The sequence below is a fragment of the Virgibacillus sp. 7505 genome (assembly GCF_002272135.1).
Taxonomy (GTDB): Bacteria; Bacillota; Bacilli; order Bacillales; family Amphibacillaceae; genus Terribacillus.
In genome coordinates, this window is sequence record NZ_NPBF01000032.1 from 88,650 (window position 1) to 110,097 (window position 21,448).

18 protein-coding genes and 1 riboswitch are annotated in these 21,448 nt (G+C 44.0%); of the genes, 7 read left to right on the top strand and 11 right to left on the bottom strand.

The window, feature by feature from the left end:
- Window position 1 precedes the first annotated feature (1 nt).
- The 3 genes from celB to CHH91_RS14835 are packed head-to-tail and all read right to left on the bottom strand — an operon-like array spanning window position 2 to window position 1,992.
- Window positions 2–1,330 (bottom strand): PTS cellobiose transporter subunit IIC, encoded by a 1,329-nt coding sequence (gene celB / locus CHH91_RS14825; protein ID WP_095224226.1) that lies wholly within the window; start codon window positions 1,328–1,330, stop codon window positions 2–4.
- Window positions 1,331–1,345: 15 nt separating this feature from the next.
- Complete coding sequence (locus tag CHH91_RS14830) at window positions 1,346–1,681, bottom strand: PTS sugar transporter subunit IIA (protein WP_095224227.1); 336 nt, start codon at window positions 1,679–1,681, stop codon at window positions 1,346–1,348.
- Window positions 1,678–1,992, bottom strand: coding sequence for a PTS sugar transporter subunit IIB (locus CHH91_RS14835; protein WP_095224228.1), 315 nt, complete (start codon window positions 1,990–1,992; stop codon window positions 1,678–1,680). Before CHH91_RS14835 ends, CHH91_RS14830 begins: the two co-directional genes overlap by 4 nt.
- Before the next feature lie 288 nt (window positions 1,993–2,280).
- Here CHH91_RS14835 and CHH91_RS14840 point away from each other — a divergent pair, with 288 nt between their 5' ends.
- The gene (locus tag CHH91_RS14840) at window positions 2,281–3,342 is read left to right on the top strand and encodes a hypothetical protein (protein ID WP_095224229.1); all 1,062 of its coding nucleotides are present in this window, start codon (window positions 2,281–2,283) and stop codon (window positions 3,340–3,342) included.
- A gap of 93 nt (window positions 3,343–3,435) precedes the next feature.
- On the opposite strand, the gene CHH91_RS14845 is transcribed toward CHH91_RS14840, so the two are convergent.
- Complete coding sequence (locus CHH91_RS14845) at window positions 3,436–4,290, bottom strand: pentapeptide repeat-containing protein (RefSeq protein ID WP_176465806.1); 855 nt, start codon at window positions 4,288–4,290, stop codon at window positions 3,436–3,438.
- A 35-nt stretch (window positions 4,291–4,325) separates the two neighbouring features.
- Window positions 4,326–5,543, bottom strand: coding sequence for a PucR family transcriptional regulator (locus CHH91_RS14850; RefSeq protein WP_095224231.1), 1,218 nt, complete (start codon window positions 5,541–5,543; stop codon window positions 4,326–4,328).
- A gap of 216 nt (window positions 5,544–5,759) precedes the next feature.
- Between CHH91_RS14850 and CHH91_RS14855 the strand changes: the two genes are divergently transcribed.
- Complete coding sequence (locus tag CHH91_RS14855) at window positions 5,760–7,766, top strand: methyl-accepting chemotaxis protein (RefSeq protein ID WP_095224232.1); 2,007 nt, start codon at window positions 5,760–5,762, stop codon at window positions 7,764–7,766.
- 36 nt (window positions 7,767–7,802) lie between these two features.
- Here CHH91_RS14855 and CHH91_RS14860 read toward each other — a convergent pair whose 3' ends face one another.
- The 6 genes from CHH91_RS14860 to CHH91_RS14885 form a co-directional block, all read right to left on the bottom strand.
- The gene (locus tag CHH91_RS14860) at window positions 7,803–8,978 is read right to left on the bottom strand and encodes a GTP-binding protein (RefSeq protein ID WP_095224233.1); all 1,176 of its coding nucleotides are present in this window, start codon (window positions 8,976–8,978) and stop codon (window positions 7,803–7,805) included.
- A gap of 3 nt (window positions 8,979–8,981) precedes the next feature.
- Window positions 8,982–9,251, bottom strand: coding sequence for a 30S ribosomal protein S14 (rpsN, locus tag CHH91_RS14865; RefSeq protein WP_095224234.1), 270 nt, complete (start codon window positions 9,249–9,251; stop codon window positions 8,982–8,984).
- A gap of 16 nt (window positions 9,252–9,267) precedes the next feature.
- Window positions 9,268–10,470 (bottom strand): GTP-binding protein, encoded by a 1,203-nt coding sequence (locus CHH91_RS14870; RefSeq protein ID WP_095224235.1) that lies wholly within the window; start codon window positions 10,468–10,470, stop codon window positions 9,268–9,270.
- A 56-nt stretch (window positions 10,471–10,526) separates the two neighbouring features.
- The gene (locus CHH91_RS14875; protein ID WP_095224236.1) at window positions 10,527–11,531 is read right to left on the bottom strand and encodes a CobW family GTP-binding protein; all 1,005 of its coding nucleotides are present in this window, start codon (window positions 11,529–11,531) and stop codon (window positions 10,527–10,529) included.
- A gap of 682 nt (window positions 11,532–12,213) precedes the next feature.
- Window positions 12,214–13,761 carry an L-glutamate gamma-semialdehyde dehydrogenase gene (gene pruA / locus CHH91_RS14880; protein ID WP_095224237.1) on the bottom strand — a complete coding sequence of 516 codons (1,548 nt, stop codon included), beginning with the start codon at window positions 13,759–13,761 and terminating at the stop codon, window positions 12,214–12,216.
- A gap of 20 nt (window positions 13,762–13,781) precedes the next feature.
- A complete protein-coding gene (locus CHH91_RS14885; RefSeq protein WP_095224238.1) occupies window positions 13,782–14,699 on the bottom strand; it encodes a proline dehydrogenase family protein in 918 nt (305 codons plus the stop codon).
- A 242-nt stretch (window positions 14,700–14,941) separates the two neighbouring features.
- Between CHH91_RS14885 and CHH91_RS14890 the strand changes: the two genes are divergently transcribed.
- The 5 genes from CHH91_RS14890 to CHH91_RS14910 all read left to right on the top strand — a co-directional run bounded on the left by CHH91_RS14890 (window position 14,942) and on the right by CHH91_RS14910 (window position 21,448).
- A complete protein-coding gene (locus CHH91_RS14890) occupies window positions 14,942–15,979 on the top strand; it encodes an endo-1,4-beta-xylanase (protein ID WP_095224239.1) in 1,038 nt (345 codons plus the stop codon).
- Between the two features lie 18 nt (window positions 15,980–15,997).
- Window positions 15,998–18,256: a glycosyltransferase family 2 protein gene (locus tag CHH91_RS14895; RefSeq protein ID WP_095224240.1), complete on the top strand. Its 2,259-nt coding sequence runs from the start codon at window positions 15,998–16,000 to the stop codon at window positions 18,254–18,256.
- Window positions 18,257–18,296: 40 nt separating this feature from the next.
- Window positions 18,297–18,380: riboswitch (cyclic di-GMP riboswitch) on the top strand.
- A 53-nt stretch (window positions 18,381–18,433) separates the two neighbouring features.
- Window positions 18,434–19,192 carry a hypothetical protein gene (locus CHH91_RS14900; protein ID WP_141234174.1) on the top strand — a complete coding sequence of 253 codons (759 nt, stop codon included), beginning with the start codon at window positions 18,434–18,436 and terminating at the stop codon, window positions 19,190–19,192.
- Complete coding sequence (locus tag CHH91_RS14905) at window positions 19,189–20,418, top strand: glycosyltransferase family 2 protein (protein ID WP_095224242.1); 1,230 nt, start codon at window positions 19,189–19,191, stop codon at window positions 20,416–20,418. The genes CHH91_RS14900 and CHH91_RS14905 overlap by 4 nt, the downstream gene beginning before the upstream one ends.
- On the top strand, window positions 20,405–21,448 hold the full coding sequence (locus tag CHH91_RS14910; RefSeq protein WP_095224243.1) for a hypothetical protein: 1,044 nt from the start codon (window positions 20,405–20,407) through the stop codon (window positions 21,446–21,448). Before CHH91_RS14905 ends, CHH91_RS14910 begins: the two co-directional genes overlap by 14 nt.

A 21,448-nucleotide genomic window follows, 5' to 3' on the forward strand; every position in this document is an offset into this window, starting at 1 on the left:
ATCAAATCTTCTCCTTTGGTACTTGCATATCCGATTTTGCATTTTTCTGTTCCGCTTCTCTTTCCTGCTTTATATTCATCCGGTCGATAAATTTGAGGAATGGGAACCAAATGGCGAATACGATCAAAACGTTAACGAGCTGCAGCAGAGATCCGGCAATTGAGTTGGTTGCCAGGAATCCGCTAATGAAAATCGGAACGGTCCACGGTATCGTTACCCCCGTCGGCGGCGGCACGAGACCAATCGCCATCGCTATATAACTGACCACCGTTACAACCATCGGTGCAATGATCCATGGCAGCAAAATCAGCGGGTTCATAACAATCGGCAAGCCGAAAATGACTGGTTCGTTGACATTGAAAATACCCGGCCCTATCCCAAGTTTTCCGACCTGCTTCATTTGCTTGCTCCGCATGAACAGGAGTATTGCCGCCAGTACGGCAAGCGTCATCCCTGTCCCGCCTGCACCGACAAGATAGACTTCGATGAACTGTTTATTGATGATATGCGGTACTTCACCACCAGCTGTATAAACTTGCAGATTTTCCAAAGACAATGTATTCCAGATTGGATCCATGACCGAGTTGATGATGATCTGTCCATGTAACCCGAAGAACCAAAGGATTTGGATGAAGAACACGGCAATCAAGGTAGCCGTAAGCCCTCCGCCAAGTCCGACGAGCGGTGCCTGCACCGTGTTGAAGATGACATCATGCAAATTCGTATTGAAGCCTTGCGTCACAATGATATTAAGTACTAAAAATACCGACAGCGTGACAACCGCAGGAATGAGGGCAGCGAATGATTGCGATACTGCTGGCGGCACACCTGCCGGCATCCTGATGACAATTTTCTTCTGTGTAATGAATCGATAAATTTCCCCGGAAACAAACGCGACGATCATACCGAGGAACATACCCTTTGCTCCAAGACGGTCGACAGCAAGTACATTACTCACCACTTCCCCGCTCTCTGTCGACACAACGAATGGTGTCAGCAGCAGGAATGCGGTCAATGCTACAGCCCCGCCGAAAATGGCTTCCACTCCATAGCTTTTCGCCAAATAATACCCGATACCAAAGACGACGAAGACAGACGCGATATTCATTGTGGCATTCGGTGCTGGTCCGAGCGACTCTTGGATACCAGCGAGCAGCGATTCACTCATTACATTGTCCAAAAATGGCAAGTTTGCCAAAACGACCATGATAGAACCGAAAATCGTCAATGGGAACGCCAGCATGAAGGCGTCCCGCAGCACACCAAGATAGCGATTGTTATTCAGCTTACCGGCAATCGGAATCAAAAACTTACTAAACTTATCGAACATTGCCTGCTTCCTCCTTTAGCTCTTCAGCTCTTGGAAAATTGGTATCATTTCTTTGACCATTTCTTTCATCGTCAATGTAGACATAAAATGGTCCTCTGCATGAAGGAACAAAAGAGAAAGTTCCTGCCGCTGCTGGCCTGCTGCTTCCTGCTGCACCAGCTGGAAATGGACCTTGTGTACAAGTGACAGATCATCTTCTGCATCTGCCAGCATTTCATTAACTTTCTCTATATCACCCTCACGATAAAGCCGAAGTGCTTGCAGTACTTTACTTCTGGCATTACCGCTATGCAGGATCATCTGAAAACAAATCTGCTCCTCGGTCAGCTCTTCTAATTTCAGCTCACTCATGATGTTGCTCCAATCAGACCAAGCGCCTGTTTATACGCTTTCTCTCCATCAGCCATCCCATATGCCATCATGTCGATTACGTCAACTTGGATGCCATATTTCTGCGCTTCAGCCGCGAGTTCCCCTTTGAGAAAGCTCATTTGCGGACCGATTAGTACAACATCTGCCTCTGCCATATCTTTTTTTGCCTGATCCTGACCGACTGCCCAAATCTTTGCTTCTTCTCCTATGGAATCTGCAAACGCTTGCATCTTGGTGACCAAAAGACTCGTGCTCATACCGGAACTGCATGCTAAAAGGATTCTGTTCATTTGATAACACTCCTCGGATTTATTAAAAGCGCTTTCATTTGTATTATATAACTAATTTTCTATTTGTCTAGACATTTAATGATAAATGTTTAGTCTTTTATTACACTGACTAAATGTTAGGCAATAGTAATAGGCTTTCATTGCCTTAATATGTTAAACTAGCTTTATCTTTTTAGGGACGGTATAGCTGCTTTTGAATCAGTTGAAAGTAGTTTTCTTATAATCGCAGTCTATTAACACCACCCCCTTAACCGTCCAGCATATTATGACTAATAGGAGTATTGGTATATGGCTGTTATTGAAAGCACGGAACAATTTATCACCCATCTACACACATGGCATAAAACAATCAAAACACGCGACCGGACTTTGTCGGCTAAACTGCGCGAAGAAGCATATACAGCTTTGCATGAAGGTGAATTCGCGGACGAACTATGGGATCGTTTTTTGCTGCTCGATGCACGGTTTGATTTTCTGAAAGGCGATACGGATCTTTGCGAGGAAAAACTGCAGCGGTTGAACCCGGATGAGTTGAACGATTATCAGTCTTTTTTCTACTATAGTTTTTTGGCAATCGTGAAGTATAGCAGAAAAGAATACTTTACAGCTATCGATTTATTGGAAAAAGCAGAGTTATATATGCACGCAGTTGAGGATGAAGAAGAGCATGCCGGCTTGCATTATAACAAGGCGATGCAATTCTATTATTTAGACATCAATGCCTTGTCCAGTTTTCATTTGGAAAAGGCAATAGCTATCTATTCGGCATATCCGCAATATGAACTGAAGGTTGCAAATTGCAAATCCCTCCAAGGACTGAATCAAATCGATCTGCGGGAATTCGATAAGGCAGAAAGCAATCTCCTCGAAGCCCTCTCCATTGCCGAAAAACTCGGACAGGAAGATATGGTTGTTGCATGCGGATTTAACATCGGTCTCATGTACCACAAACAAAATGCAGATGAGAAAGGCATCCCGTATCTGCTGCAGGCTGTTACGCACTCGGAACATCCCTTGTACATACAGGCACTATTCACGCTGACTCGTTCCCTTTACATTTTAGGAAAAGCCGATCAAGCGGAGACCTATTACAAAATCGGCATGCGTGTATGCGAAGAAAAGGGAAACCTGGAATATCGCTGGCAGTTCGCTATTCTTTGGGCGAAATATGTGGAGCGTGACACAATGGATTATGTGTACGATTCAGCGATCACTTATTTTAAGGAAAACGGTCTGTTCTACTTGATGCGCAGCTATGCCCGCGATTATTCACAATTCTTATGGGAAGCACAGCAAATCGAACAATTCCATTATTATCACAAACTTGCATTGTCGAATGACTTCCAATGAAAAACGGCTCATCTGATGATGAGCCGTTTTTCTATTTTTAAATTAGCCTTCAGACAAAATAGCATATTATCTTTAACTTAAAATCCTCTCTTTTTAAGAAGCCCAATGAGAGGGCTGGATTATGTGTGAAGGAAGCTGCGTCTGATTATTACCCTGTGCCGAATTTATCTGCATCTGTGTCAAGAATATACTAGTAGACAGATTGGCGCCTTCCAGATTTGCATCCCGCAAATCCGCTCCGATAAAATCGACAGCCCTTAAATCGGCATCCTTCAGGTCCGCTGCAATCAGATAGGCTCCTCGAAAGTCAGCTGCTCTAAGGTCTTTTCCTTTTGCACTTTTCCCTATCCAATCTGCACCTCTATAGTTCAGTTTCCGTTTGGCAGGAATGGAATTCGTTATTGTATGTCGGATGTGACTGCTTGTCTTGGAAAGTAACTTATTCACAGGTTTGCGCAGCTCCATTATATCCAAAGTCTGTAAGTTGTCGGCATCAAGAATTGTTAAGCTTTCTAAATCCTTTAGCTGAAGTGTAAGTTTTTTATGTAGGTCCTGCGGCAGTCGATAAGACATTGCCTCTGTAACATAAGCCAGCATCTCGTACAGCTGTACCATCACCGGAAATACAGAGAACATCTTATTGGCTGTTTCCTTGCTTTCTCTCCAATCCTGTCCATTGAATGTGACTTGGGAGACTTGTTGACCCGCACCGAAACAATCAAATACGGTACATCCCTTAAACCCCTTCCCCCTTAGTTCACTATGGATCTGACACCGAAAATCAGATTGCAGGTTAGGACATAGTACTCCTGCAGGTTTATCAATGGCAAAGTCGCTGGATGCTGCAATATGAAGCGCTGTACAGCACAAGCCAAAACAGTTGGCACAATCTGCCCGCATACTCTTCCTATACTCCTCGGCAGCGAAGTTATCAATCTGATAAGACATTAGCATTCTTCCTTATAGTGTAGTTTTTTACTTTCCTACTTTCCCCTAGTCATCAAATCCAACAGCAGCTGAAATCTCTGCAGTACATCCGTCAAATCAAGCTCCAGCGCTTCGTTGATCTGATTAATCCGGTAATTCACCGTATTCGGATGGACAAAAAGTGCTGCTGCAGTCGGTTTGATTTTGCAGTTGTGAAGCAAATACATTTCAAGGGTTTTCAGGAGTTCTTTCTTATCGTTCGGATCGAGCTTTTGGATCTTTTTCAGATGTTCGCTTTCATAGCCAAGTTCCTCATTCTTGTCAGCAATAGCCTGAAGATAGCGCCACACGTGTAAATCCTTGTAATAAAGAGATAAAGGGCGATGGGTCAGAATGCCGGCATGGATGACCTCTTTTGCTTGATTCGCACTTTTCAGCAAGTCGAAAGGATGTTGATAAATACCTCCAACACCACTCATCACAGCTGCGTCTTTATCCTTCACATAATCACGGATTCGCTGGATGACTTCCTTGGCTAATGCCTCAATTGGCGCATCTGCTCGCTTTCCTCCTAATACGATGAGCAGGATATCTTCTTGTATGAGAACATGATGCAATTTATCTTCAAGCTGCAAGGAAGTTTGAGCAACCTGCTGCAAATCAGAAAGAAGCGCTTCATCCTTTGCTGTCAGCTGTACAGCCGCAACAGCAAAATGTTCCGGCAGCTTCACACCGAATTCCTTTGCTCCCCATTCCAAATCTGAAGCTGATTTATATACCCTATTAAAAATATTCTGATAAAATTGATCCTCTTTTTCCTCTTGCTTCAGCTTCGACTTCTGTATGTCATAAATGAGCCTGCCGATATGGAAGGAAATATCATATAAAAAGTCGATCCCTTCAACAGGGAGCGGTTCCTCCATCTGCTGAATCCAGATAAAGCCCATAATACGGCCTTCATGCTTTGCACTTACAACAATTCTCGTATTCAAGCCTATTTCCGGCATTGCTTCTACTACAAAAGGACGCTCATATGTTTTCAGCTTATTTACGACACCTGCTTCAATAAACTTTTCATAGATTGGCAGCGTCCACTTCTTTGTGAAAATCGTTTGCTGGTTCGCTTCATCAAAATGTTGGATGTAATGCGAATTATACGCAAGTAATGTATAATCGGCACTCTCGACAATCACTGGCCGTTCCAGCTCGAAGCTAAGCAAATCGATGACAGCATCCAAGTCATTGATGGATAATACACGATCGAATAACTCCATAGCTCATACCCCTAAGCATTTTCTTTTATCATACTCCAGCAGGAGGGCTTTGCCTAGATACTTCCTTTTTTTCTATAAAAACCAAAAATATTGATAAAATCTAACTGAGTATTAGTTCTCTTTAATTATTTATATTTTAAAAAACTACATAATTCTATTTACCTACCGATAAATAGATGTAGCCGTAATATAAGCAGAGAGAGGGACAAAATAAATATGGAAGAAAACAAAAAAAGAGGTAATTTCTTTAGTAGGAAGATTTTACGCAAAATACTTTATCCTATTCTTGCAATGTTTGTCATTTCAGGAGTAGTAACAGCCTATTTCGGCTATGAATTCAGCCGTAACATGGTGCTTGAAAACCAAACCAATCAAATGGAAGATCAAACAGTTGTTCAGCTGAACAGCATCTACGATCTATTCCTCGACAATATCGAGTCTACATTGGGAAGTATCAGCAGAACCCAATCATTGCAGGAAGATGATATGGACCGACTAGCTGTAACGATGGAAAGCTATACAAAAGACAACCCAAATATTAGCACCATTTTCTACCAGCCGATTGACGGTGACATGGTAGCCTATCCGCAAGCCAATTTACCAGATGACTTTGATCCAACTACACGGCCATGGTATCAGCTTGGTTTAGAGCTGGAAGAGCGCGCTGGTTATACAGATCCATACATGTCAGCCGATTCAAGTGAACCTGTGGTTGATGCGGTAAAGCCGATCTTTGACAATGACAATCAGTTAAAAGGGATGGTTGTCGTCGAATTCAAGCTTTCTCGTCTAAAGGAGCTGACAGAGCAGGTTAAAGTTGGGGAAACAGGATTTGCTGCGGTATTCGACGGTACAGGACATTTCCTATCCCATCCGGATGCTGAAAAACTAGGCACTGATGCAACGAAAGAAGAATTCTGGAAGAAAATGCAGACCATGGGCCGAGGCGGTGTCGTCAATTACGAATTTGAAGGCCAGGATCGTGTACTTGCATTTACAACGAATGATAGAACAGGTTGGACAATTTCAGCCATTGTTCCAAAACATGAATTCAGTGACTTAGCGTCAGGGATTATTCTTCCTCTGGTCATCACTGTATTGATTGTTTTAGCCATTGCATTAATTGTTACCTTCTTCGTCGTGAACTCTGTTGTACGGCCAATCAAACAACTACGTGATAAAATGAAACAAGTAGAAGATGGCGATTTGACTGTTAAAATGAACAACCAATCAGCCGATGAAATTGGTGATCTATCTCACAGCTTCAATAATATGATCGGGAACATCCATGGCATGATGCAGCATAACACTGCTATCTCGGCAAATGTCCAGTCCGCATCGCAGGCACTGGCAGCTAATGCAGAAGAGAATGCTGCGACTTCCGCAGAAGTAGCGGCAACGATGGAAGAGATTTCTGCTGGAACAACAAGTCTTGCTGAAATCATGGAGCGTAATACTGTTGCGACAGAAGCATTATCAGAGAATATCAAACTAGTAAATGCACACAACCAGCAAGTATACGAAGAAGCACTGGAAATGACGGAATCCGCTAAAGTCGGTGGTTCCCAGATGCAGCAATTGATTGAGCAATCAAAAGATGCTATCGAAGCTACGGGCAAGATCGAACACGCAGTACAGAACCTGCAGCAAAAATCCGCTAATATCAGCGGGATCGTGAATACAATCACAGATATTGCCGGGCAGACGAACCTGCTGGCGCTGAATGCCGCTATTGAAGCAGCGCGTGCAGGAGAAAGCGGCAAAGGCTTTGCTGTTGTAGCAGATGAAGTGCGCAAGCTGGCAGAACAGACAGAATACGCACTTCGCGATATCGGTTCCATCGTGCAGGAAATTCAAACTGAAACGGCTGAAACAGCAGCCTTCGCTTCGAAGACTGGCGACGTTGTCCGCGGTCAAGAAGCAGCGGTAAATAATACAAAAGAAATCTTCATTCAAATCCAGCAAGCAATTGCGCATAATATGGAATTGACTGCACGGACGAAGGAAGAAATGAAACTCATGATGGAAAGAGAAGCTACCCTGGCAACCAATACTGGTGAAATTGCAGCAATCAGTCAGCAGACAGCAGCCGGTACAGAAGAAATTACGGCATCTGTAGCCGACCAAACTCATTCCATGGATCAATTGAAAGAGCTGGCAGAAAAGCTCGAGCAAGATGCCAATACCTTACAAGAGCAGCTTCAGCAATTCAAATTAGATTAACAAAAACCCGCTTTCCAGCAGGAAAGCGGGTTTTTTCTATACAAAAGCTGGCAGCGGATCAGAAAATACAGCACTATCCTGCTGCATTTCCTCATCTGTCAGCAGACACGAATCCAGATTCCTGCTTATACCTTCCTTATCCATGCCAATCCCGATAAAAACCAGCTCCGTCATTCTGTCTCCATAAATGGGGTGCCATCTAGCATCCAGTTCTTTGTCCTCGGCTCGGAGAGCTCCCTGTTCATCTGGCGGATATGTGCTTATCCACGGTCCCGCAGCTTTGATTGCCAGCGACCGTCCCGCCTGTGACAATAAACCGCTTGTATCCGGGCGTGATGCAAGCCAGAAAAAGCCCTTCGCCCGCACAACATCGCTCGGCCAATTCTCCAGCCACTTCATCCAACGATCCGGATGGAACGGCCGTTGTCTTCGATAGACAAAAGAAGAGATTCCATACTCCTCTGTTTCTGGTATATGCTCACTGTTTAATTCCTTGATCCAGCCAGCAGATTGACTGGCTTTCTCAAATGAAAATTCCTTTGTATCCAACACAAGACTCGGATCTACTTTTCCAAACTCTGTTTGATGGATATTCGCTTCTGGATTCAGTGTATGCATCAAGCTGTATAGCCGCTGCAGTTCTTCCTTATCCAGCTGATCTGCTTTATTAAGCAAAATCACATCCGCGAATTCGATTTGGTCGAGCAGTAAATCAGAAATCTCTCGTTCGTCTTCTTCTACTGCCTGCTGCTGCCGATCCAATAAGGACTCTCCAGATTGATAATCATGCCAAAATCTCCCTGCATCCACAACCGTCACCATCGTATCCAGCCGGCATTTGGCAGACAAGTCAATTCCGAGTACATCTTCTTGATACGTAAAGCTTTGCGCTACCGGAATTGGCTCGGATATCCCTGTTGATTCTACAATGATATAGTCGATGTCCAAGTCAGCCAGCTTGTCAATTTCGATTATCAAATCTTCTCGGAGCGTACAGCAGATACAGCCATTTTCAAGCTGGATCAGCTTCTCATCAGTGCGCTTCAATCCGCCCTGCTCGACCAAATGGGCATCAATATTAATTTCACTCATATCATTCACGAGCACACCTATTTTCAGCTGCTGCTTATTGGCAAGCAGATGATTGAGAAGCGTTGTCTTACCCGCTCCAAGGTAACCGCTCAAGACGGTCACTGGTATTCTTCGATCCACAGCTTACCAGCTCGCTTTCCGCACACCAGGTACTTGCCCTTTATGAGCATACTCGCGGAATTTAATCCGGCTCATGCCGAATTGCCGCATATAACCGCGCGGGCGTCCGGTTATTTCACAGCGGTTTTTCAATCGAGTCGGCGAAGAATCACGGGGCAGCTTCTGTAATGCTTCGTAATCTCCCTTTTCCTTCAGTTCCCTTCGCAGTTCTGCATACTTCATCACGAGTTCCTGTCTTTTTTTCTCTTTTGCTATTTTTGATTTTTTTGCCATTATTACTTCCTCCTATTTACTGAGCAGTCTGGATGTTCCAGCGAAATGGATCTGGCAGCTGTGACCAATCGCCTGAAAGCTCTGATTCTGTCAGCAGGCACCTGTCCAATTCCTCTGTTATTGCTTGCTGATCCAAGTCTGTTCCGATGAACACAAGCTGTGTTTTTCTGTCTCCATAGTCGGGATGCCAATCTTGATTGATGGACGGATTTTCCCGTCTAATGAACTGCTGTCGTTCCTCTTCCAAGGAAGCAACCCAATAAGATACCGGCTCGATATTCGCTGCCGGACCAGCTTGCGATAGCAGCAAAGCATACTGATTACGCGTCGCACACCAGGTTATTCCTTTGGAGCGGATAATATTTTCCGGCATTGTTTCTACGAACTGCATAAAGCGTTCTGAATGAAAAGGATGCTGCCGGACATACGTGAACGAGCCGATGCCATATTCTTCAGTTTCAGGTGTATGCTGCTCTGGTCCATTCTCCAATTCCTTCAGCCAGCCAGCAGAAGAGCTGACTTTCTCAAAGTCAAACGATTGGGTAAACAGTATGTCACGCGGATTGACTTTACCGTGTGTTGCCTCAATGATTTTTGCTTCTGGCTGTAATAGACGCATGACGTGTTTCAAATCACGCAGTGCTGATTCACCTACAAGATCACATTTGTTCAAAATGAGTACATTACAGAACTCAATCTGATCGAGTAAGAGATCCGCAATTTCACGTTCATCATTCTCAGCAACCTCCTGCTGACGATCCAGCAAACTCTCACCTGAGCCGAAGTCATGCCAAAAGCGATTTGCATCCACTACCGTCACCATCGTATCCAACGTCGTAAAATCGGATAAGTTGATGTTCAACTGCTCATCGATATACGTAAATGTCTGTGCCACAGGTACTGGTTCACTAATCCCGCTCGATTCGATGAGTATATAATCAAAGCTGCCATTTTTGGCCAGCTTCTCCACTTCAACCAACAGGTCATCGCGCAGCGTGCAGCAGATACAGCCATTGGACATTTCAACCAGCTGTTCATCTACTCGCGATAATGTCCCCTCGTTTTCCACCAAGCCTGCATCAATATTGATTTCGCTCATGTCGTTGACAATGACTGCAACTTTCAAGCCTTCACGATTGTGTAGAATATGATTGAGCAGCGTCGTCTTCCCTGCACCCAGATAGCCACTAAGAACCGTTACAGGAATCTTCTTGTTCATTCTATTCCTCCTAATTGTAATTATTACGATTTAAAAATAACGAAATTTTTTTAGCCTTATGCTCCCTTTGTGAGAAAGTCTATATCACCAAGACAATAAGCGAAGCCAGTCCGGAGTTCTTCTTCCTCCAACTCTCTTCCTATGAAAACAAGTTCATTTTGCTTGTCTTCTCCTTGCCTCCACTCTCTGTCAGCAGAACTTGCAAACAGCATATGAACACCCTGAAACAGCACACGCCTGTTCTGCCCTTTCACATGGAGAATACCTTTGTAGCGGAATAAATTCTCTCCCTTTACCTGGACCAAATAAGAAAACCATCTATCCAAACGTTTCGGGTCGATCTGCCTCTGATCCTTCAGTACGATTGCTTGAATATCATCATGATGGTGGTGATGGTGATCCAACATGTTTGGACGAACACTCAACTTTTGATCAAGCGAAAAGCTGAATACATCCAGCAATTTAAAAATTGGAACTTGACTGTTTTGTGCGAAGAAAAGTTCCGCCTCCGGATTCATTCTTTGAATGCGTGCCGTTAAAAGTTCCAATTCTTCTTTTGTAACCAAGTCCTTTTTATTGATGATAACTTTATCCGCAAAAGCAATTTGCTCCCGAGCAACAGCATGAGCATGTAACTGTCTGTCGGTATGTAAAGCGTCCACGACTGTACAAACACTATCCATTTCAAACCAATACCGCATAACATCATCCATCAGGAAAGTCTGGATGACAGGCGCGGGATTTGCCAATCCTGTTGTTTCAATGATCACGCGCTTAATTTCGGTGCCTTCCTTGTGCGCACGAACGAGCATGTCTTTGAGTATTCTAATCAAATCACCGCGAACATTACAGCAAATACAGCCATTGTTGATTTCAATTATCTCTTCCTTCGTCTCCTCGACAAACCTTCCGTCGATTCCTGTTTCACCGAATTCATTGATGATAACGGCTGTATTGCTGCTTCGTACATCACGAAGTATTCGATTTAATAACGTCGTCTTCCCTGCTCCAAGAAACCCTGTCAAAATCATGACGGGAATTTTGTTTGTTCTGTTAGACATGATACACCTCTCGAATATAATTCGTAATTGTTACGATTTAAATCATACATGATGAAACAAAGCTTGTAAAGTCTGTCCACTAAAAATTATCCGGAGATAACCTTACAAAGTGTTTGTTAGATTGATGAAGAGTCTGTAAAATTGGTTTCAATATATCCTGCAGCGGGTATAATTTGGTTGAAACACCGAAAAGGAGAGATGTAACATGATTAACAAATTAGAAGAGACACCAAAAGTAATCCATTGCAAAGATGACGCTGAGTTCAGAGACTGGCTCACTAGATTGAGCGAACCAGAGAACGAAGAAGAGTTAGACGGCTAATCAGCTTCTCCTCTATCTTCCTTCTTTTTTTATCTCCTCATATATAAAAAAGCGTGCCTGTGATGGCACGCTTTTCTTCGTTTTTGGACGAGTTTTGCTTGGCGGAGGAGCTGTCTAGCTACAGAAACCAGAAACTAGAGGATAAGCGTTGAATCCCTGCGTGGGGAATTCGCCCACTACGGGCTTCCTTGCTTACCGCTTCTTTTCTAAGCGGTCTTTTCCGCTTTTCGGTGTTGTCTAGCTGCGAAAGCCAGGAACTACGCCGGAAGTGATAAATCCCTGCGTAAGGAAAGAACGCCTTACTCCGGGCTTTCTCTCTTCCTTCTCCGTTCCTAAACGGCTTTCTCCGCTTTTCGTGTTTTAATACATCTCACTTACAGTCTTCGCCAACATATGCAGCTGCAGATAATCCGGGCCTCCTGCTTTGGAGTCGGTTCCTGACATTTTGAAGCCGCCGAATGGGTGGTAGCCTACGATGGCTCCGGTGCAGTTGCGGTTGAAGTACAGGTTGCCGACGTGGAATCGTTCTTTCGCATATTCGATGTGGGCTCTGTTTTTCGTAATGACTGCGCCTGTGAGACCATACTCTGTGTTGTTGGCGACGTCGATTGCTTCCTCGAAGCTGGATACTTTCGAGAAGCCAAGGACTGGTCCGAAGATTTCTTCCTGCATGATGCGGGATGTCGGAGACAGTTCAGAGAAAATGGTCGGCTGAATGAAGAAGCCTTTGCTGTCATCACTGGAACCGCCGCTTACGAGCTTGCCTTCTGTTTTGCCGACTTCGATATACTCGGTAATCTTATCGAAGGAAGCTTGATCGATGACAGGCCCCATGTACACATCTGCACTTTCTGGTGCTGCTGTGATGCGGGATTCTGTGATTTCAATTACTCGCTGAAGGACTGCGTCATATACCTTCTCATGCACAACAGCACGAGATCCAGCCGAGCATTTTTGTCCGGCAAAGCCGAAAGCGGAAACTGCGATTGCATCTGCTGCAAGCTCGATATCAGCATCCTCATCAACAACGATCGTATCCTTCCCGCCCATCTCTGCAATGACGCGTTTCAGATGCTGCTGTCCTGGCTGTACCTTGGCTGCTTTTTCGAAAATACGTGTACCGACATCGCGGGAGCCAGTGAACGTAATGATGCTTGTTTTCGGATGCTCGACCAGATAATCGCCTACTTCAGCGCCGCTTCCTGGTACAAAGTTGATGACACCCTTTGGTACACCAGCTTCCTCGAGCACTTCGACGAACTGCGCCGCGATGACAGGTGTTGCACTTGCCGGTTTAAGAACTACCGTGTTGCCTGTCACTAATGGAGCAACCGTCGTTCCAGCCATGATGGCGAACAAGAAGTTCCAAGGTGAAATGACTACTGTAACGCCTGTCGCTGTGTAAATGTAGCGGTTCGCTTCTCCTTCACGAGACATGACGGCTTTACCAGGAGCAAGCTCCATCATTTGCCGTGCATAATATTCCATGAAATCAATTGCTTCTGCTGTATCCGCATCCGCTTCCTTCCATGGTTTGCCTGCTTCCTTCACGAGTAGCGCAGAGAAATAATGCTTTTTGCGGCGGACAATTGCTGCTGCACGCATCAAAATATGCGCACGTTCCTCCGGCTTCGTGTAACGCCATGTTTCAAAAGCTGTCGCTGCTGCCTCGATAGCACGCTCCGCATGCTCCTGGGATGCCTTGGAAACCTCACCGACTACTTCTTCTTTGTTCGCTGGATTGATAGAGACGATTTTCTCATCGGTCGTCACTTTTTCACCGTCAATCACAAGCGGGTACGATTCTCCCATCACCTTCTGTACCTGCTCCAGCGCTTTATGGAAAGCCTGCTGTTCTTTTTCCTCTGTAAAATCGGTGAACGGTTCATGTTTATAAGGTGTCGTCATGATCAATCGCTCCTTTTCTTTTATTTTTGTGTCATACCTTTGAATGCGAATGCAATATTCGCCGGCCGCTCGGCCAGTCTGCGCATGAAGTAGCCATACCAATCATCCCCATAAGGCAAGTAAATCCTGACTTTATAGCCTTGCTTGACCAGCTCCTGCTGCAGCTGCTGCCGCATGCCATACAGCATTTGAAACTCAAATTTGTCTTTCCCTATCCCTTTTTCCAAGGCATAATGTTTAGCAAAGGAAACCATCCGATCATCATGAGTTGCAATCGCAGTATAACTGCCGCTGTCCAGCTGTTTAGCAATCAACTTGCGATAGTTGGCATCTACATCCCTTTTTTCAGGGAAAGCAACGGATTTCGGTTCTTTATACGCTCCCTTGACTAAACGAATGAACGGCTGCAGATGCTGCATCCTGTCCAAATCATCACTGCTGCGATAAAGATACGCCTGGATGACGGTACTCACATTTTGAAACTCAGCTTTCAGTTCTTGGAACAACTCCAGAGTCTTTTGACAGCGTTCCGAATCCTCCATATCAATTGTCACCATCACATCCAGACGATCGGCAGCCGTCAGGATTCGGCGAAGATTCAAACGGACAAGCTCTTCACTGATATCAAGTCCCAGTGACGTCAATTTCAAGGATACTTGCGCATCCAGATTCGCCGCTTTAATCATCTCCAGAGCTGCGACTGCCTCGCCAGCTCGTTCTACAGCTGTTTGCGGATCAGCCACGTATTCACCAAGATGATCTACTGTCACACTCATCCCTGTTCGATTCAACTCCTGGATGAATGGTACTGCTTGATCGAAGGACACACCTCCGACGATTTTTCCTTTGACCATTCGAATGCCATATAAATTAGCCAATTTGTTCAACGGCTGATTCTTTGATAAATACAAGAAAAAATTGCGAGATAAAGCTTCCAACTGTGACACCTCCCAATCCACTTGCACATGTGCTATACCTTTATTGTAGAAATCTATTGAAGGGCTTTCAATATGCAGAAAAGACAAACAATTTTAGCTTTTTTGTGTAAAATACACAAAAATATCTTGTGAGGAAAGTTACATTTTAAGGTTGGCTGGTTTACTGCAGGGTACTTTTGGAAAAAGGTACATAGCTGCCGACCCCATCCGATAACTACTATATTAATAATGGAGGGCTTCTTGTGAAAAAGCGTAAATGGATTTGGATCGGGGGAGCAATCCTCATTATTGGAATTGCCATTGGAGGGTATTTGATGGAGAGACAACCACTGCGCAAGCTTGCTCAAGACGATGATCTGCTTATAGGCTCTTCGATTCGCTATGATGCCCTGCTGGAGGATGATACATATCGGAAACTGGCTACCACAGAATTCTCCAGCTGGACGATCGAGAACGAAATGAAAATGGATGCCATGCAGCCAGAGCAAGGAGCCTTCAATTTTGTTAAAGTAGATGAGATGGTGCTAATGGCAGAAGAGCACGATATCAAACTCAGGGGCCATGTACTTGTTTGGGGAGAAGCGCTTCCCGCATGGGTATCTCAACAGGCTGTAGATCGCGCTTCCGCAGAGCAAGTGCTCAAAACCCATATCCAAGAAATTGTCACTCATTATCAAGGCCGCATCGACTCGTTTGATGTTGTCAACGAAGCGTGGAATGATGATGGTACCTTACGGGATACGATTTGGCTCCGCACGATTGGACCTGATTATATTCCTCTCGCCTTCCAGTGGGCTCGTGAGGCCAATCCAGATGCTAAGCTGTATTACAATGACTATGGTAATGAAATGTCCAACGCTAAATCAGAAGCGATGCTGGAAGCTTTGAGCAATTGGAAACAAGAAGGTATCCCAATTGACAGTATCGGTATGCAAACGCATGTAGATGCCGCTGACCCCCGCTTTTCCAAGGATCGCATCCAGGAATGGTTCACCCGTATAGAAGATGCAGGCTTTGAAATTGCTGTGACGGAAATGGACGTGAAGCTGCAAAATCTCAACAATGGGGATGCCAAGAATGTCCAAGCTGAACGGTACGGAGATGTGATGGAAGTGTGTCTGGATACACCAGCCTGCGGGGAGTTCACTGTCTGGGGCATATCCGATAATCATAGCTGGGTTACCGAGCAGGAATCTCCACATGGCAAACCGCTCCTCTTCGATGAAAACGGGCAGCCGAAGAAGGCTTATAACACATTGAAACGAAAACTATTATTCTAAGCAAGGAAGTGATACATCATGCAAACTCCAGAAATCATTTGGCTAATCGCTTCCACAGTCATTCTGCTCGTTCTTTATGGGTTGGCCCGGAAACATCTAGCTGCTAAGTATTTGCTGCTGGCTGCCTTTCTTGGTATCAACCTTGTCTACTTGATTTGGCGGACGGCATTCACATTGCCGACAGTCGGAATACTCAGTCTGATAGTCGGAATCCTGCTGCTGGTGACGGAATGGGCTGGATTTTTACAATCCGTCGTTTTCACCATCCTCTCCTGGAAGCCGTTCAGGCGGAAAACCATTCCGCTTTCGGAATTCAAGGAACTGCCGACAGTCGATGTATATATTGCCACTTACAATGAACCAGCAGATCTTCTAAAGCGGACGATTGCAGCGAGCCAAATGATGACTTATCCGCAGGACAAGCTCAAGGTATATGTCTGCGATGATGGAAGACGAGCAGATATCCGGCAATTGACTGAATCCATGGGTGCTTACTATTTAGATCGACCGGATAATAAGCATCAAAAAGCCGGGAATCTGAACCATGCGATGACAAAAACAGACGGCGAGATCATCGTCACGATGGATGCTGATATGGTACCGCGCGCCAATTTCCTTGAACGCACGCTCGGCTACTTTACCGATAAGAAAGTCTCATTCGTCCAGGCACCGCAAGTATTCTATAATGCAGACGCATTCCAGTACAATCTGTTCTTCGAGGATAATATTACGAATGAACAAGACTTCTTCATGCGCCGTTTGGAGGAAGGAAAGGATCGCTTCAATGCGACGATGTATGTCGGAAGCAATGCTTTGTTCCGCCGAAGTGCATTAGAGGAAATCGGGGGTTTCGCAACGGGCGTCATAACCGAGGATATGGCAACAGGTATGCTTCTCCAGACAAATGGGCAAAAAACAGTCTTTGTGAATGAAGCATTAGCTGTTGGCTTATCCCCTGAAACGTACGCTGACCTTCTAAAGCAGCGCGACCGCTGGTGCCGAGGCAATATCCAAGTCATCCGAAAATGGAATCCGCTCACAATCAAAGGTCTGAGCTTCATGCAGCGCTTGCTGTACATGGATGGAATTCATTATTGGTTCTTTGGTATCTATAAGATGGTGTATTTACTGGCACCATTGCTGTTCCTGCTGTTCTCCATCTATAGTCTGCAAACCGATTTCTCGACTCTATTACTGTTCTGGCTGCCGGCGTTCCTATCGTCACAGCTCGCGTTCCGCCGCATGGCAGATAACAAAAGGACGACGATTTGGAGTCACATTTATGAGGTGGCACTCGCCCCTTACATGGCTGTATCTGTTCTAACGGAACTATTCTTCCGAAAATCGATCAAATTCAATGTTACCCGCAAAGGAATAGTGAATAATCGCCGGCATTTTCTCTGGCGGACAAGCACACCATATGTGATTCTGCTTGCGATGAGCATTGCTAGTATGATTATGATCGGAATAGATTTGTTTACCCCTATACAGATTTACGATAATGTCGAAATGCTCTATATCAATATTTTCTGGGTGCTGTACAATGCTGTCGCACTTGTAATGGCTTTGATCATTTCGGTGGAACGGCCGCGCTTCCGAGAAGCAGAGCGCTTTGATGTGACGCTGGAAGCAGAGCTTGTGAATAGTCTTGATGAGAAGATGCATTCCATACGAATCATTGACTTAAGCGAATATGGCGCAAGACTGGAACTGCTTGATGCAAAAGCAGCCCATCTGCTGTCAGCCGGAATTCCGCTGACGCTTTCCTCAGACCCGCTGCAAGGCTTGAAGCTTCACAAGCATTGGGTTTCCCAGCAAGGAAAAAGCTATTATGCAGGCGTATCCTTCCAGGATGTCACGCAGGAACAGTACCGTGCCCTTATCAAACTCCTGTTCGTCGATGCACCAGACATATATACGAGCAGGGAATATGTAAATTCAACACTATTGCATGCGGTTTCCCGCTTCTTCCGTCAAACACAAGCCGAACCAAAACAATCCGAGCGGCAGAGCATCAGGGAGACAATTTCGGTTCCTGGCGTCCTCTATTTTGCTGATACTGGTAAAATAGAAACCACTCTTATTGATTACAGTCTGAGCGGCTGCCAAATCGAACTGAAGAAACCGATTAAACCAGGTCAAGTACTGCGTCTGCACGCCAATCACAACAGCTTCCGCGAAAGTGATGTACGTGTCCAATGGGTGCAAAAACGCGGACGAAAATACTTAGCAGGATTGCGATTCCTGACTGAGACAGCTGAATCGGATACTGCGTAAATAAATATGGACATCTATACAATAAATGATATATTATGACAATAGAAAATGAAGCTTCGACTCTTTATCTGTATGTGGGCACTTGGGTAAAGAAGAGCTACTAGTGCAACCGCCATTTTATTGGCGGTTGTTTTTTATTTTGAATAAGAAAGTAGGTTTGACATGCAGCTCCGGATTTTGTTGACATTTCTTTTATGTAGTTTTATGGCATTATCCTTTACAGCATCGTCCTCTATTCCTTTGACCGATGGTTTAATTCTGCTTTTAGCCATTTTTTCCATCCACGCCGGAAGCTTTGCCAGACAATTTATCACGTTGCTTTTGCTTAGTCTTTCTTTTGGTTTCTTTCTACTTTTCTATGCATTATTCACGCATGCATCTTTGACAGAACAGGTTTATTATTTGCTTCGCCATATTCTCGTAACTGTTAGCATGGTTTTAATTTGGCTTACCTATGGGATAACATCACGCTATCGTAACGAAAATATAGCACTAAAAGAGAAGATTCAAGCACTTGAAAAATATGCTGGTTCTTCCCAATTACTAACTTTGACTGAATTTAAGAGTCGTGTGAAGTTGATTTCGACCGGGACGAAACGACGTAATGAACAAAACTATTATGTTTTTGCTTCCATCGTTACTCCTGAAAAAGTGCTAGAAACCACAAACTCTATTTCCCACATTGTAAGTGAGGGGATTTTAAGCTCGATACGCGCCGAATTCGACTTAGTCACACAAGTAAAAGAAGAGCAATTCCTTATCTTCCTTCAGAATACCAATGAAGCAGGATGTCAAATTGTAATTGACAGATTGATGGGTAAACTTCGGAATCAATTTAATCTGATTGATCCTCCTCTCATATGTGAAACTGTACTGGAGGAAGAGATAGAATCTATCTTAGAGATAACCCAGCCATTCAAAGGAGCAGCAGGATGAAGATTATTCTAGTAGCAGTTATGGCCTTTTTCTGGATTCTACTCATCTATTATTCCATTCTTACAATCGCCGGCGTTTTACAGCGATTGAAAAGGAAAGAAGAAATTACTTTACCGTCCTATCCCTCTGTTGCTGTTTTAATTCCTGCGCATAATGAAGGAGTCGTGATAAAGCAGACTTTAGAAGCTATGATTCGACTAAAATACCCAGGAGCTTTGGATGTCTATGTTTTGGATGATGCCTCTACAGATGACACAGCGGAGATCATTCAAAAATTCAGCAGCACTTTCTCCCGTATACATTATTTAAAAGTCCCTCCTGGGTCTCCGAAAGGAAAATCAAGGGTACTTAATTATGGATTATCTGTAACGACATCTGATTATTTCATTGTCTTTGATGCAGATAATCAGCCCGCTGAAGACAGTGTGATGGAATTGATTCACGCTGCAGAACGTACTCCTGACGCTGGAGGAGCAGTGGGTTATGTTAAGACTATCAATGCAGACCGAAACGTATTGACCAGAATGATCTCGATCGAATTTCAGGTCTTTCAGCTATTAATGCAAAGTGGTCGATGGAAGATGTTTAAAACAGGTTCCCTGGCAGGAACGAACATGCTGCTTCGAAGAAGTGTTCTGCAGGAAGCTGGGGGGTATGACCTGTATGCTCTTGCCGAGGATGCAGAACTTACTGTCAGGCTGACGGCTTTAGGGTGGAAATTACCTGTTGTTCACCACTCTAGAACATGGGAACAGGAACCAGAGAAAATCAGTATCTTTGTCAGACAGCGTACAAGATGGCTGACAGGTAATATCTATCTATTGGAGAAATCGTTTCATGAATGGAGTTATTGGAAAGGAAAGACGTTTGTCCATAGCTTCCAGCATGTTTTGACTTATTTATTATTTGTATTAATGCTGCTATTTTCAAATACATGGTTCATTCTAAGCTTACTAGGAGTCAACCTGCCCGATTTTGAATCTCCTTTGCTGTTGTTCTGGTTTATGAGCTATGTAGTTTATACTGCTCAGGTCGTCAGTGCAATGGTGCTTGAAAGGACTATTACCCCCTTTAATGTACTTATCGGCTTAATCATGTATTTCACTTATGCTCAGATCTTCCTGTTATTGCTTTTACGGAGTGGACTTTCTTATATATGGAGCCGGCTGACGAAGCAAACAATTAAGTGGGATAAAACAGAAAGGTTTAAGGATGATGCAGCATAAAGGTTATGTTGCTAAAATACTTTTGCTGCTGATTTGTAGCCTTCTTTTGTTTTTAAATTTCTCTTCTTCTGTTGACCAGGAAACAGTTACTAGTACCGTCAAACAACAATACAAGAACAAAGAAGGTTTCATTGCTAGCTATGGAGATGGAGAACGCGACACTACTCCTATCCTTCTTGAAAGCCTCGGGCAATACATGGAATATTTACTCATAGTCGGAGATAGCCAAGAATTTGAGGAGCAGTTTCTCCTGCTTCAATCTAACTTCACAGTCACTACCGATGAGGGCATTTTTCTAAAGTGGCAGCTGGAAGAAGATGTAACTGCAAATGCTTCAGTAGACGATTACCGGATAATAAGAACACTGCTAAGAGGGGGAGAACAGTTTCATAATTCCTCTTACACTAATTTTGCAGGACAGATATGGGATACAATGAATAAAACACAAACTGTTAATGGTTTAATCGTTGATTTCTATGATTGGTCATCACAACAAAGAACATCCGAGATTCATCTCAGTTATATAGATTATGATGTGCTGGAGAAGCTGCAAGCTTCCAAATTACCTAGATACAAGCAAATCTTGGCAGATGGCCTGACAGACAAAATTTTTTTCAATGAAATCTACAACCCGGAAAACAATAGCTACCACACAGCAAATGCAGAGACGGTAAATATGATTGATCAATTCTTGATTGCTATTCAGTATGCAGAAAGTACACATGAAAAACCGAAAAGTTTTCATGATTGGGTTCAAACTCAAATGCAAAATAATGGTCTATTATATGGCGGCTATGACCGTAACACCGGCAAGCCCGTAGTTAATTATGAATCTAGTGCTGTATATGCGCTTGCTTTGATTTATAGTTTAATAGTAGATGATCAGCAAATGTCCGAGACTCTATACAGCCAGCTGCAGAAACAATCACCCTTGCAGGCTGACCCAAATTACAATGATATCCATTTCTTTGATTATATGTATGCTTCTTATACAGCAACACTATATAAAGAACAAAAAAGCAGTCGTTGA